The organism is Nonomuraea guangzhouensis, assembly GCF_019396345.1.
Classification (GTDB): Bacteria; Actinomycetota; Actinomycetes; order Streptosporangiales; family Streptosporangiaceae; genus Nonomuraea; species Nonomuraea guangzhouensis.
On record NZ_JAHKRM010000012.1, the window covers coordinates 85,462 to 97,843 of the forward strand.

Genomic DNA, 12,382 nt, shown 5'->3' on the forward strand with positions numbered 1-12,382 from the left:
GTGAGTGGTCGCCGGTCAGCCGACGGCGTAGGCGCGGGTGATCGTCTGGGTCACCCCGTTACCGGCGGTGTCGGTGACCACCGCGCGCAGGGAGACGAACCCGGCCGTACGGGGGTTCGGCACCCCGGCGGTCCAGCCCGACTCGGTGCGGGTGACCGGGACAGACCGCCAGCTCTTGCCGTCGTCGGCGGACATCTCCAGCCGGATCGACTTCGTCTCCGCCTTCGCGGCGCCGGGGTTGCGCTCGATCCGGACGGGCAGGCTGGTCACGCTGCCCGGCTTGGCGCGGTTCGAGGTGTCCAGGCCCTGCGGGCTGTAGCGGACCGCGGTCAGGGGCAGCGGCTGCTCCTTGGCGGTGGTCGCGGACGGGAACGTCCAGGCCGTGTTCACCTCCGTGGAGAGCGTGGCCGGCCGGCGCATCGACGCGGTCAGCGTGTACGAGCCGCGCCCGGCGGGCAGGTCGGCGCGTAGCTGACACCCTTCCTGCTCGTAGATCCAGCAGCCGGCGAGATCGGCCGTGGCCAGCACCTGCCCGTCCTTGGCGAGCGTGGCACTGCCGGTGGCAGCGGTGTCCGACCCCGTCCTGTTCGCGCCCCCGTCGGCGAACAGCCCCACTCCGGAGAAGGTCAGCTTGTCGCCGGTACGGTTACCGCCCGGCAGCAGGAACGACGGCCCGGTGACCGCGGCGTTCCAGACCTCACTGGTCTGGCCGCGCTTGGCGGGCCGGCCGCCGTCGAACATCAGCGAAGTGCCGACCTCGAGCCCGCTCTCGAAGGTCAGCCCGGGGGTGCGGTAGGAGATGAGCGTGCCGGGCAGGGTGATGTCGCCGACCAGCGACGACAGGGCCGAGCCGGGGAAATCAGGGTCGCGCAGTCCGCTCAGCGGCGCACCCGTGGCCGCCACTCCTGAGGCCCGGTAGGTCGCGGTGACCTTCGCCAGATCCTGCTGCCTGGCATCGTAAACAGGATCCTCGGGGAAGCCGTCGGTGCGACGGTCGACGAGTTGGTAGACGTACGGGCTGGGGGAGGCGTCCTTGCTGAGCCACGTGGTCTCCAGACCGTAGGTCAGACCTGGCCGGCGGCTGGGAACGACGAAGAATTCGGTGTTGACGTTGCCATTTGTCGACCACCAGGAGTTCCACGCGCCGTGGGTCAGCCCGAGGGCGTAACCGCGCTGGAGTTCGGCGCTCGGATCGTCGAGCGTGATCTTGGCCGCCTTGCCCTGGCGCGCGTCCACTGTCAGCTGCTGGTCGCCGCCGTCGATCTTCAGCGCGGGGTCGGCGATCGTCGTGAGCCAGTTTCCGTCGATCTTCTCCAAGGTCTCGGTGTAGAAGTTCCACTCGCCCTCGGGTAGTCGTACCTTGGCCACGCCGTTCCGGAAGGCCGGCTGGTGGATGGTGCCGGTCTTCGCGTCGTAGATCTGGCTCTGCCTGGGGTTGATCGGCTGGCCCTGCTTGCCGATGACGGTGAGGGTGACGTCGTAGGACTCGGGCTCGACGTAGGCGCCGGCGAGCGTGCGGACCACCGTGTCGCCTGCGCTGGCGGTGACCGTTCCCGGGTAGTCACCCGGGGCCTTGCCGGTGGCGTCGATGGTCAGCGTGACCGAGGCCTCGCCCTTGGCCGGGACCGTGACCTGGTCGGTCGGCAGCTTCAGTACCTCGCCCTGAGCCGACAGGTCCAGGGTGACCGGGGCGTCGCTCGCGTTGGCGTACGTGATCGTTTTGGTCGTCACCCGCTTGCCCGCGGCGTTCCAGGGGAAGGGCGCCCAGACGTTGCCCTGCTCGGCCACGACCTGCTGCTTCAGCGCGCGTACCAGGTCGATCAGCCCGGCTCCCTGCTGATAGAGCGTCGGGCCCTGGGCGGGTGCGGCGCTGCCGATCAGTGCGGCCTTGAGCTGCGCGCCCGTCCAGTCCGGATGGCGCTGCGCCAGGATCGCCGCCGCCCCCGCCACGTGCGGGCTGGCCATCGAGGTGCCGCTCATCACCCGGTAGCCGCCCCCGACAGCGGCGGCCGTGATGTCGACCCCGGGCGCGGTCACGTCGGGTTTGATCGCATGGTCGCTCACGCGCGGCCCCGGGCTGGAGAACACGGCCAGCTGACCCTTTTTGTCCACCGCGCCCACTGTCAGCGCCGCGTCAGCACTACCGGGGCTGAGCACCCTGTCGTCAGCTCCGCCGTTTCCCGCCGCCGCGACGAACAGCGTGCCGGTCCGCTCCGACAGCGTGTTGACCGCCTGCTCCAGCGGGTCCAGATCGGGGCCGTCCGTGTCGCCGAAGCTCATGTTGACGACCTTGGCCTTGACCTCGGTGGCCGCCCACTCCATGCCGGCGAGGATGGCCGAATCGGTCGGCCCAGCGGCGCCGCCCACCTTCCCGATGGCCAGCGTCGCCTCCGGGGCCACGCCCCGATACTTCCCATCCCTACCCGCCACGATCGAGGCGACATGGGTGCCGTGGCCGATGGTGTCGCGGATGTCGGGGTCGTCGCTGAAGTTGCGCTCCTGTGCGACCGCGTCCTTCAGATCCGGGTGGTCAGGGTCGTAGCCGGAGTCGAGGACCGCGACCGTGACGCCTTTGCCGGTTATGCCCTGTTGCCATGCCTGGGGCGCGCCGATCTGCTTGACGCTCTCGTCCAGCGAGAACGTTCTGCGGCCGTCCAGCCACAGCTTGGCCTGGCCTGCCGTCAAGGTGCGGGCGCCAGTCAGCTCCTTCCACGTCCGGGCAGCGCTCGCCTTCGGCACGCGGACCACGCTCATCCCGAGGCCGGACAGCTGCCGGACCCGTTGGGCACCCTGCGGTGCGATGGCCTGCCCGCTGATCCCTTGAGAGATGACGGGGATGTCGGGCGTGTCGGCGTCGCCGTATTTCCAGGCCAGGAGTTGGGTGATGTCGAACAGCCGCCGGTCCAGCACCCCCTGGGCGATCAGCGGGGCGGCGTCGGCGGGTATCACGTACAGGTGGCCTCCAAGCACCTGAGTCGTGAAGTCCACCTGCCTGCCGGGACCAGGCTTGACCTGGTGCCCCTGCCCGGTGACCACGACCCGGTCACTGGTGATCAGAGTCACCCCGTTCTCCTGCTGAGGCGGGGCCTGCACGGCCGACGCCGGTGTGGCACTGATTGCTCCCGCCGCGAGAGCGGCGATGAGCGACTTGCCTAAAGTCACGGTCTACCTCTTAGACGTAGGAGAGTGATCTTCCTCTCCTGTATTCGCCGAAGACCGCATTCGTCTTCTCGGCCGCCACATGCGTCCTCGCCCTCAGCGCGATGCGCGCTCTGACCAGGGCCGGCCGCCGGATCCTCGACGACATCGAGGACGCCCGGGATCTTCGAGAACCATGATCTCGTCGGTCCGGAAGACGACGCGTTTCAGGAGGTCGATGCGGCAGAACGGCACTCGTGGCCGTCGGGCTGGCGCGGCCTCACATCCGGGATCTCAGCACGTCGACCTCGCAGCCTGGCGCGGACGGGTCGAAGCCGTGCTCGATCAGCCAGCGGATCGCCAGCAGGCTGCGCAACGACCACCACGCGCGGATCACGTCGAGGTCGACGTCGGTGCCGTAGCCGGCGACGACGTCGCCAAGGCGCTCCTCGTGTCCGAGCGTCAAGATGGCGAGGTCGAACAGGGCATCGCCCTGGCTCGCCTCGGACCAGTCGAGCACGCCGGTGATCTCGTCACCGTCGACGAACACGTGGGTGATCTGCAGGTCGCCGTGCGTGAACACCGGTGTCCACGGCCGGAGCGCGGCCTCGGCCACCCGGCGGTTGCGCGTGACCAGGTCGGTGGGAAGGACGCCGTTCGTGACGAGCCACTCGCATTCGCCGTCGAGGCGCGCTGCGATCTCGTCGAGGCTCCGGCCGGGCCAGGGCGGCAGCGGCGCTTCGTGCAGCTTCCGTACGGCGGCACCCGCCGCGGCCCACGCCGCCGACGACGCGGTCGACGGCTCGCCGAGGCGGCCGAGCGCCGTGCCGGGGAGGGCGGCGAGCGCGAGCACGGGCGGCTTGCGCCACAGGACCTCCGGAGTCGGGATCGGCGCCATAGCCATCGCCTCAACCTCGACGTCGGTGCGCGTCTGATCAGCGTCGATCTTCAGGAACACGTCGCCGACGCGCAGAGTCGCGCGCTCGCTATGGGCGACGACGACCTCGACCTCCTCCACGTCGGCCATTGTCGCGGGGATGACCACCGATGTCGCCGGGTTTTTCGCGGGCGACCGCGCGGCTGACCGCGTCCCGCGGCCCGGCGGCCTCGCGCACGACACCGACCGCCGACGGATCGAGCCGTGAGCTATGTCATCCGTCGCCACCGCACCGCCAGCGGCTCACGATGGCGCGGGCTCACCCCTGGCCAGCAGGCATGACCGGAGTGAACGTGCAGGTCCTGGCTGATCCGGCCTAGCGTCTGGTGTGGGCCTCGCCCGCGCTGCCAAGCAGTACCCACGACCTGACCGCAGCCCGCGCCGTCGGACTGATCGACGCGCCGACCACGGCGAACGCGAACTCGCCACCTTGAAGGCCGGAAGATCCTGGCGAAGTGCGCTGCTGTCCGCACCGCATCACCACGATCGTGCAGGCCATCAACATAGGTCGCTGCTCAGGACGGAAGGTCACTTCCAGATGTAGTTGTTGTCCGTGATGGGTGGGAGCCAGGCGTTGGCGGTGGGGGATCCCGGCGTCGGGAGGGCGGTCAGTGCGGGACCGATCAACGGGAACAGCGGGAGCGTGGCGGTCTTGCGGTAGTTCACCCACTCGATGACCCCGAGCTCGTGGCCGCCATCGGGGAGGTTGTCGTACTCGACTGTGGCGAGCCGCTGTCTGACCTCGGGCGTGATGTGACATCGGAAGATCAGGTGGATTTTGCGTGGTGGTGGAGTAGGGCCGGGTCGGACGACCATTTGATCCTGGATCCAGCACAGCTCCGGCGGGGTCGCGTCGTCGAGGTCGAGCTGGAGTTCCTCGGCAAGTTCCCTGTGCAAGGCCTCGTGGATGTCCTCGCCCGGCCGGACGTTACCTCCAGGCGCCGTGTAGTGGGATCCGGTGGGGCGGTCGCGGCGGATCAGCGCGACGTCCTCGCCGCAGAACACCACGGCGCCGGAGCGGATCTTCACGCGGGAGAAAGGGGCGGTCGGATCGGTCATGCGGGAAGTATTGTCCGTGGGGACCGGTGCGCGGATGGCCACAACGGGAGTGTCGATGTCGGTCTGGGCAGTCGCCGAGCAGGCCTTGTTACCCAAGCGGGCCGGAGCAGGTGAAGATCGGCTGGTCGTGCTCGCCGATGACGACATGCTCGACGGCGCCCAAGCCACCACCTATCCCGGCATGCCGTGGGAGCCGAAGGAAGCCTTCCACACCCTCGCTCGCCACTATGCGAGCCGGACCACGACCGCGACGACATCGCCCTGATCGCCACCACCGTGCCATCACATAGGACTTACTGTAGGTTCCGCAGTTCCGTGTCGGCTGGCAACGTCTGGACCTGCGTTTGGGGACTGTACGGTTTTCGGCTCTGTCTCGTAATCGGTGGTAGCGCTGAGTGCTCACCTGCCAGGCTGGGCCGTGCTGAAGATCGACGATCTTGTTGGTGTGGTGTTTGCGGGGCTGTCTGCCCTGGTCATCGAGGATGTACAGGACGAGGAACACCTCATCCGGGTGATGGCCCGTACTCGCGGCGAGTCGGTGCCGTGCCCGGTGTGAGGGGCGCCGACCGGTCGGGTGCACGGCTATGCCGGCCGGACGGTCACTGATGTCCCGGTCGATGGGCGGCGGGTGGTGGTGTCGCTGCAGGTACGGCGTCTGGTCTGCCCGGTGCGGGGATGCCCTCGGCAGACGTTCCGTGAGCAGGTGCCCGGGCTGCTTGAGCGCTACCAGCGTCGGACAAGCAGGCTCACCGGGCAACTGGGCGAGGCGGTCAAAGAGCTGGCCGGCCGGGCAGGGGCTCGGCTCTCGGCGGTCCTGGCCGTCGCGGTATCGAGGTCCACGGCACTGCGACTGCTCATGCGGCTGCCGCTACCGTCACTGCGGACCCCGCGCGTGCTGGGCGTCGATGATTTCGCGCTCAAGCGCCGTCATCGTTATGCCACCGTCCTCATCGACGCCGAGACGGGCGAGCGGATCGATGTGCTGCCCGGCCGCGGTGCTGACGTCCTGGAGACGTGGCTGCGCTCCCACCCCGGGTTGAGATCGTCTGCCGCGATGGGTCGGGCGCCTACGGCGAGGCGATTCGACGCGCCCTGCCGGACGCGGCGCAGGTCAGCGACCGATGGCATCTGTGGGCGAACCTGTGCGACAAGACCCTCGCCGAGGTTCGTTCCCACAGCGCCTGCTGGGCCACGGTCAACCCGCCCCGGCCCGCCGGCGTCCGCGAACAGACCACTCGCCAGCGTTGGCAGCAGATCCACGACCTGCTGGATAAGGGCGTCGGCCTCCTGGAGTCGTCGATCCCTACCGCGATCACCTGCGTGAACGGCGCACACACCGGCAGCCTCAACCTGCTCTACCGCTATATCACCCAAGGTCGAGCCGAAGGAGAACGGCCCGTCACCACCCCCGCGCCGCCTGGCCCGTCTCCTGCTCACCCACCCCGACCGGCTGCGTGACAGCGACACCCAGCTGGTGCAGGAACTCACCGCTGCCTGCCCTGAACTGACCGAACTCGCCCGCCATGTCCGCAGCTTCGCCGCACTCCTCACCCCAGCCGCAGGCAACGATGCCACGCTCACCGCCTGGATCAAAGGAGGCACCGCCGGACTCCCGCGTGTGGACGATCGCCCCGAGCACCGCCACGCCGAGCACCGCGCCGATCTGCCGGGTGGTGCTGCTGACGCCTGAGGCGAGGCCGCCTTCCTGCGGGCTGACCGCCTGCATGGCGGCCCCGGTCAGCGGCGACATGGGTCAGAGCGAACCCGATACCGACGACCGCCAGCCGCCACCACACGCCCCGTAGCCGGTATCGGCGTAGACGAAACCCAGCGCCAGGCCGATGCTGACGACGACGCGGAAGCCGTTCTTGTGCTACTCGATGAGAGGAAAGCGGCATGGGACGGCGGGGCTACCCGCCGGAGTTCCGGCGCAAAGTGCTGGACCTGGTAGAGGCGGGCCGCACGGCCACCGACCTGGCGCACGATCTAGAGATCAGCAGCAGACGATCTACACCTGGTGGCGGCAAGACCGCATCGACCGCGGGCTGGAGCCGGGTCTGACCAGCAGCGAGAAGGCCGAGTTAGCGGCCGCCAAGCACCGCATCGCCGAGCTGGAGACCGAGCTGCAGGCCACCCGCCGGGCGATCGAGCTCATCCGGTAGGCGGCACCCGCCAAAGGCGGTTCGAGGCCATCGCGGTGATGGCTGGCGAGAGCATCCCCGTCAAGGTGGCCTGCCGCGTCCTGGACGTCTCGGTCTCGGGCTACTACGCCTGGCGGGCCGCCTTGGGAGGATCGACCCGCGGTAAGCAGGTCGGTCGGCCGCGCCACCACCGGCATCACGTGATGAGCCTCGCCCATCCGTCCGTGGCCTTGCCTCCCGCGGTCATGGAGCAGGGCATGACCCGGCGTCGATCAGGTCACCGAGCGAACCGGCCGGCGCGGGGCCGGCGAGCCGCCGGCGGCGAGGACCGCCCGGACCGCCGCCGTCGTGGCGGCCATGAGCAGGGCCAGGGCACCCAGCGTCTGGCCGTCGGGGTGAATCAGCGCCTGGCCGCGCAGCGCCTGCCAAGTCACCAGGACGATCAGACCCGCGTACGCCGCGGCCGCCACGATCATCAGGCCCGCCCGGGTCCGCTCGTCGCGCAGCCGGGTGACCCGGCTCGCCAGCAACCCGAGCACCAGCGCCACGACCAGCATGACCTGCAACCCGTGCAGGCCGACGAAGTGCGGGATGCGCAGGTCGCCGCCAACCGTGCTCCAGCCGGTGAGCGGCAGCCCGGGACCGCCGTCCGGGACGCCCACGTTGTGCTGGGCGGCCAGGGGGATCGCGTGCCCGGCCGCGTCCTTGGCCATCCACACCTCGTTGGACCTCACCGGTATCAGGAGCCCGAGGCCGATCCCAGCGATCACGAAGGTCAGACCCGCGCGAATCGCCCAGGTGAGCACCCGGTCGCCGACCCTTTGGAAGATCAGAAGCCCTGCGAGGACGAAGTTCGCCAGCATGAGCAGCTGCACGCCCACGCTGAAGATCAACTGAATGACGTTGTTGAACGGGTCGTCCGCCTGATTGAAATGGCTGAACGTGCCGCGCGCCGCCTGGACCACGACGACGCCGACATCGAGCATGCCGGTGACGGCCAGCAGTGTTGCCATCCACCAGGTCCAGCGGCTCGCCCTGTGCGGCAGCGTCAGCAACCAGGCCAATGTCAGGCCGTACACGATGAACGACACGGCGAACTTGAGGGGCTTCCCCCAGACCGGCGCGCCGAGCAGGACACGGTCGTCGGCCACCATACCCACGGCCGAGACGACCAGCAGCAGCGCCATCGAGGCGACCATCAGCAGAAGCGGGCGATGCAGCCGGTGGACCGCCGTACATGCTGGTTCGAGGACTGCGGACATCGGCACGCCTTTCGAAGCGGAAGCCACGATGAGGAACAGTCCCGACGTTAGGCATGGGCTTGGTTCCGCCCCAGCCTGGCGACCCCCGAGCCAGAGGACGGCCAGCCGTCCCACGGGTGGTAGGGCGAGCCGTACCAGGGTGTTTGACCTGCTTTTGTGGTGGTCCGTGGTGGGCCATGGCGCAGCACGGGGTCCTTACTGGTGGAGTCACCTATTCGACTATCGTGAGTTCTCGAAGCCCAGGGCCGTGGTGGTGACTTTCCGTGATGTCGGCGGCAACAAGCCGGGCTCTCGGGCAGGAGGTGCGCGCGGAAGGGTGAAGTGGGCCTGATTTTGTCGGTAGGGCCTGCCAAGATCGCGACATGACCATCGATGCGCTGACGCCGTTCCGCTGGCTGCAACCGCCGTACGGCGATCGGGGCAACCTGCTCGGCGAGATCTACTGCGTGACCTTGCTGCGCGGGCTCGACCCGGCCGAGGTGCTGCGCAGGTTCGGCGCCCGCACGAGCACGCAGATGAGCTTCGCCGAGCTGAGGCTGGCGGTCTCCGACTTCACGGTGGCGACCGACGGCGGTGACGGAGGTGGTTACGTCGGAGTGGTCGCCACCGGCGATGGGTGCGCGGCGGTGGAACCGTACGGCTGGTCGGGGACGGAGATGCTGGCGCGGCTGTCGGCCGGCACCGACGTGGTGTCCGTCCTGCGGCATGACTATGCCTGCGACTACTTTCATTACGCCGCGGACGGCATGGCGCTCACGGCTTTCGACCCGAGTTTTCCCGAGCGTCGCTCCGGTGCCGACACTGACCGGCTCGCCGGCCTCATGCACGAGTTCGGCCTGCCTCTCGAGGAGAGCTCAGATGAGGACTGGGACCAACGCTACGACGACCTGTCCGGATCTGGCCTCGCGCGGATGTTCGCGATGGCGGCCCGCCTCACCGGCGTGACGTTCACCGCCGACCTGCTGGACGGACCACTCCTGGTGGGCGCGATCGCCGACCTGCCACCGCCACAAGAGCCTCAGCCCGGCAAGAGCCTCGGCGCTATACTCGAGCAACTGAAAGCGGTAAGCGGCCCTGAGTCTGATCACGACGCCGCTTGACCCCCATGGGTCTCCGGTACTGACTGGTGGGCTCGCCTGTTCAGCTGTCGTAAGTTGTCGTTCCTGAAGGCTTTATGGTGACGTTCCGTGTTCCCCGGCGGCGTAGCGGTTCCACCCTCCGCCACCTTCTCGAAGGAGTCGGGCGGTGGTCTTGTCGTGGTAGCTGAGTGCGTCGGCGACGACGGGGGCAGGCATCTCCAGGAGTTGTTGCCCGATGGCAGCGCCGCGGGCGGCGGCTGCTGGAATGCCGATCTCGTTGTCTCTCGTCTGTGTGCGGTCATCGACGTCGGCGAGTCTCGCGTCCGCCGAGGCCGAGCTCGATGCCTCTCTTCGCTCCGATCAGCTCCGGATCCTGGCTCATGCCGCGACCAAGGGAGTGGTTCCTGGTGCGGCGAGTTTTGACGATCGCGCCTATGTGAGGTTGGTCAGGATCCGGTAGGTGGCATCACGGCGGTGCCCTTGTCAGGCGGCGGGCCGTGGACGAAGATCTCCCCGACGGCTATCTGGCGGGGGTGGCGGGACGTGAGCAGCAGGTTATGGACGGTAGCGGCCCTGGTGGCGGTCACCGTGACCATGTCGTCCTGTGACGCCGATACCGCGCCGAAGGACACGCCCAAGCCCTCCGCCACGAACGCAACGGGCGCCACGAACGCCGAGAGCTCCGCGAGCTCGCCGAATCCACCCCCGTCCCCGGCTCAGCCGACCACCTGGGCGGCCGGGCTCTGTCTCGACGTTCAGATGCCCAAGCCGGACAGCCAGCTCCCCGGACTCGCCGACTGCTCGCTCGCGACGGCCGGGGCGCAGATCACCAAGCTCGTCTACCAGGGCAACGGACCGGTGGAGTGCCCGAAAGACACCGACGGGATGCTGGACACACCGACCGGTCAGCAGCCGCCCCGTACGGCCTGCCTGCGCAACCGCCGCGCCCCGCACCCCGGGGACGTCGGCAAGGGCGGTGGGATCCTGCGGGTCGGTGACTGCACGCTCATCGAGAACGAGCCCGTCGTCAGTGTCGAGGAGCGGGCCTGCTTCGACGGCCACGGCCCCGGCAGGGTCAGGTCCTTCACCAAGACGAAGAAGGCGTGTACGCGCAAGATCTGGTCCTACGCCTACAAGTGGCAAGGGTCCTACGTGTGCGTCGGCCCGGGGGAGGACGCCAAGAAGGTCGGCCCCCAGTACGAGCTCGCGACCTGCCTGACCGCGCCCAAGACCAAGAAGCGCAAGACGGTCTTCGGCACCGAGAACGCCATCGTCGGCGGGCTGAAGAAGGTGTCCTGCAAGGCCAGGAAGGCGTGGGGCAAGGTAGTCGGGTACGTCAGCATCGAGTTCGAGTGCAGGCGGCCGGCCGACTACTCGGTGACGAGCTCGACCACCACGTACGGGCTGCCTTTCGGCCTCGATCCCTACCCGGCGATCACCTGCATCCGGAGACTCTGACCCGCGCGTACGGCGCGTGACCTGTTGAGTGCCAGAAGAATGTCGGCCCCGCTCAAGGCCGGATCATCAAGGAATCGCACCGGCGCGACGAACTCGCCCCCGTCGTCCTCCAGAATTTATTCGTCTTCGTCATCGATCCGAGCGTCGCGTGGATGGACGCCCACGCCTGCGGAGCGGAGAAGTCCGTACGGATCGCCAGCGCTTCATCACTCGACGACAGAATGTTCGACGTTGCCGCGTCCGGGGCACGCACGTCGCGGAGCGCCATCGCCAAAAGCGCGGGACACGCTGCCGCCGTCACGTTCAGGAGCGCCCTGTGCGACTACGTTAAGGGGTGACAATTAAGGACCAAACGTAGGAGATCCCCCATGACCGACACCTCGGGCCAGGAGCTCTTAGCCAAGATCGACACCACGAGGCCGCATTCAGCGCGAGTGTGGAACTATCTCCTCGGGGGCAAAGATTTCTACCCCGTCGACCGCGAGGCCGCCGACCAGTACAAGAAGACCTTCCCCGGGATCGTCGACATCGCCCGCACCGACCGAGCCTTCCTCGGCCGGGCCGTACGCTTCCTCACCGGCGAAGGCATCCGCCAGTTCCTGGACATCGGAACCGGCCTGCCAACGATGGACAACACCCACGAGGTCGCCCAGCGGGTCGCCCCAGAGTGCCGCATCGTCTACGTCGACAACGATCCGCTGGTCCTGCTGCACGCCGAGGCGTTGCTGAAAAGCTCCGACGAGGGGGTCTGCGACTACATCGACGCCGACCTACGCGACCCCGAGAAGATCTTGGAACGGGCCGCGCAGACGCTGAACTTCGACGAGCCAGTCGCGATCATGCTGCTGGGCATCTTGCATCTTGTCCCGGACTTCGCCCAGGTGCACCAGAGCGTGATGCGGCTGCTGGACGCCGTGCCCTCGGGCAGCTACCTGGCGATCACCCACGCCACCCTCGATTTCGACGGCGAGACGACCGCTCAGGCCGAGGCCCAGCAGGAATGGAACAAGAAGGCCGACCCGATGACCCCCCGCACTCGCGCCGACATCAGCCGCTTCTTCGACGGCCTGCGGATGGTGGAACCCGGCCTGGTCTCGATGTCACGGTGGCGGGTCGAGGCCACCCCCTGGGGTGAACCCGCCGAGGTGGCCGGCTTCTGTGGAGTCGGCCGAAAGCCCTGAAGCCATTGGCTGCTCCGCTGTCCCCCGAGACCGGAGAAGAGGCCGGCGCCCAAGATGTGACCGGGCCGCCCGCACCGCGGCCCGCCCGCACTGCGGCCCGCCCGCACCGCAGCCCGCCCGCACCGTG

Annotated in this window: 9 protein-coding genes and 2 pseudogenes; 7 read left to right on the forward strand and 4 right to left on the reverse strand. The window is 68.6% G+C overall.

The features are described from left to right. Positions 1-15: 15 nt before the first annotated feature. Both KME78_RS25165 and KME78_RS25170 read right to left on the reverse strand, forming a co-directional pair. A complete protein-coding gene (locus KME78_RS25165; RefSeq protein WP_219531797.1) occupies positions 16-3,162 on the reverse strand; it encodes a S8 family peptidase in 3,147 nt (1,048 codons plus the stop codon). Positions 3,163-3,418: 256 nt separating this feature from the next. Next, complete coding sequence (locus KME78_RS25170; RefSeq protein ID WP_219531798.1) at positions 3,419-4,165, reverse strand: phosphotransferase family protein; 747 nt, start codon at positions 4,163-4,165, stop codon at positions 3,419-3,421. Between the two features lie 194 nt (positions 4,166-4,359). Here KME78_RS25170 and KME78_RS68055 point away from each other — a divergent pair. Further along, a pseudogene (locus KME78_RS68055) lies at positions 4,360-4,491 on the forward strand (IS5/IS1182 family transposase); the annotation flags it as partial. 112 nt (positions 4,492-4,603) lie between these two features. On the opposite strand, the gene KME78_RS25180 reads toward KME78_RS68055, so the two are convergent. Then, entirely contained in the window at positions 4,604-5,134 is a 531-nt protein-coding gene (locus KME78_RS25180; RefSeq protein WP_219531799.1) for an NUDIX domain-containing protein, read from the reverse strand. A gap of 55 nt (positions 5,135-5,189) precedes the next feature. Here KME78_RS25180 and KME78_RS25185 point away from each other — a divergent pair, with 55 nt between their 5' ends. The 3 genes and pseudogenes from KME78_RS25185 (at position 5,190) to KME78_RS25195 (ending at position 7,296) form a co-directional block, all read left to right on the forward strand. Then, on the forward strand, positions 5,190-5,399 hold the full coding sequence (locus KME78_RS25185; protein ID WP_219531800.1) for a hypothetical protein: 210 nt from the start codon (positions 5,190-5,192) through the stop codon (positions 5,397-5,399). 153 nt (positions 5,400-5,552) lie between these two features. Next, a pseudogene (locus tag KME78_RS25190) lies at positions 5,553-6,725 on the forward strand (ISL3 family transposase); the annotation flags it as partial. A 289-nt stretch (positions 6,726-7,014) separates the two neighbouring features. Then, positions 7,015-7,296: a hypothetical protein gene (locus KME78_RS25195; protein ID WP_219531802.1), complete on the forward strand. Its 282-nt coding sequence runs from the start codon at positions 7,015-7,017 to the stop codon at positions 7,294-7,296. A gap of 251 nt (positions 7,297-7,547) precedes the next feature. Here KME78_RS25195 and KME78_RS25200 read toward each other — a convergent pair whose 3' ends face one another. Then, positions 7,548-8,537: a hypothetical protein gene (locus tag KME78_RS25200; RefSeq protein WP_219531804.1), complete on the reverse strand. Its 990-nt coding sequence runs from the start codon at positions 8,535-8,537 to the stop codon at positions 7,548-7,550. 362 nt (positions 8,538-8,899) lie between these two features. Here KME78_RS25200 and KME78_RS25205 point away from each other — a divergent pair, with 362 nt between their 5' ends. The 3 genes from KME78_RS25205 (at position 8,900) to KME78_RS25215 (ending at position 12,255) form a co-directional block, all read left to right on the forward strand. Next, positions 8,900-9,637 (forward strand): DUF6461 domain-containing protein, encoded by a 738-nt coding sequence (locus KME78_RS25205; protein ID WP_219531806.1) that lies wholly within the window; start codon positions 8,900-8,902, stop codon positions 9,635-9,637. A gap of 522 nt (positions 9,638-10,159) precedes the next feature. Next, positions 10,160-11,074 carry a hypothetical protein gene (locus KME78_RS25210; RefSeq protein ID WP_219531808.1) on the forward strand — a complete coding sequence of 305 codons (915 nt, stop codon included), beginning with the start codon at positions 10,160-10,162 and terminating at the stop codon, positions 11,072-11,074. A 368-nt stretch (positions 11,075-11,442) separates the two neighbouring features. Next, positions 11,443-12,255 carry an SAM-dependent methyltransferase gene (locus tag KME78_RS25215; protein ID WP_219531810.1) on the forward strand — a complete coding sequence of 271 codons (813 nt, stop codon included), beginning with the start codon at positions 11,443-11,445 and terminating at the stop codon, positions 12,253-12,255. Positions 12,256-12,382: the final 127 nt, after the last annotated feature.

Bases quoted from the DNA above. Each gene is read 5' to 3' on its own strand.
- KME78_RS25170 (WP_219531798.1), bottom strand. From the start codon at position 4,165: ATGGCCGACGTGGAGGAGGTCGAGGTCGTCGTCGCCCATAGCGAGCGC.
- KME78_RS25180 (WP_219531799.1), bottom strand. From the start codon at position 5,134: ATGACCGATCCGACCGCCCCTTTCTCCCGCGTGAAGATCCGCTCCGGC.
- KME78_RS25185 (WP_219531800.1), top strand. From the start codon at position 5,190: ATGTCGGTCTGGGCAGTCGCCGAGCAGGCCTTGTTACCCAAGCGGGCC.
- KME78_RS25195 (WP_219531802.1), top strand. From the start codon at position 7,015: ATGAGAGGAAAGCGGCATGGGACGGCGGGGCTACCCGCCGGAGTTCCG.
- KME78_RS25200 (WP_219531804.1), bottom strand. From the start codon at position 8,537: ATGTCCGCAGTCCTCGAACCAGCATGTACGGCGGTCCACCGGCTGCAT.
- KME78_RS25205 (WP_219531806.1), top strand. From the start codon at position 8,900: ATGACCATCGATGCGCTGACGCCGTTCCGCTGGCTGCAACCGCCGTAC.
- KME78_RS25215 (WP_219531810.1), top strand. From the start codon at position 11,443: ATGACCGACACCTCGGGCCAGGAGCTCTTAGCCAAGATCGACACCACG.